Here is a 286-nt window from a genome sequence, read left to right as displayed (position 1 = left end):
GGTTACAACTACAGAATAACTGATATACAAGCTGCTCTTGGCTTATCACAGTTAAGAAAATTAGACTCTTTTATTACGATTCGAAAGAAATATGTAGACATCTATAATAAAGAATTTAGTTGTTTATCTGAAATCATCACACCAAAGCAATTGCCCAAAACCGACTCAAGTTGGCACCTTTATATTATTCGGTTAAATACTAAATTATTAAAATGTAATCGAAAAGAAATTTACGAGGCATTACAAAAAGAAAATATCGGTGTGAATGTGCACTATATACCCGTAC

At 31.1% G+C, this 286-nt stretch carries 1 protein-coding gene; it reads left to right on the top strand.

Annotated elements, in window-relative coordinates:
* Positions 1-286 (top strand): DegT/DnrJ/EryC1/StrS family aminotransferase (locus ACSG5Z_RS31800; RefSeq protein WP_435712943.1); only part of this gene is annotated, 286 nt, incomplete at both ends.

Origin of the sequence: Bacillus pretiosus, from assembly GCF_051294775.1 — a bacterium.
Taxonomy (GTDB): domain Bacteria; phylum Bacillota; class Bacilli; order Bacillales; family Bacillaceae_G; genus Bacillus_A; species Bacillus_A wiedmannii.
This window is presented reverse-complemented; position numbering and strand designations above follow the sequence as displayed.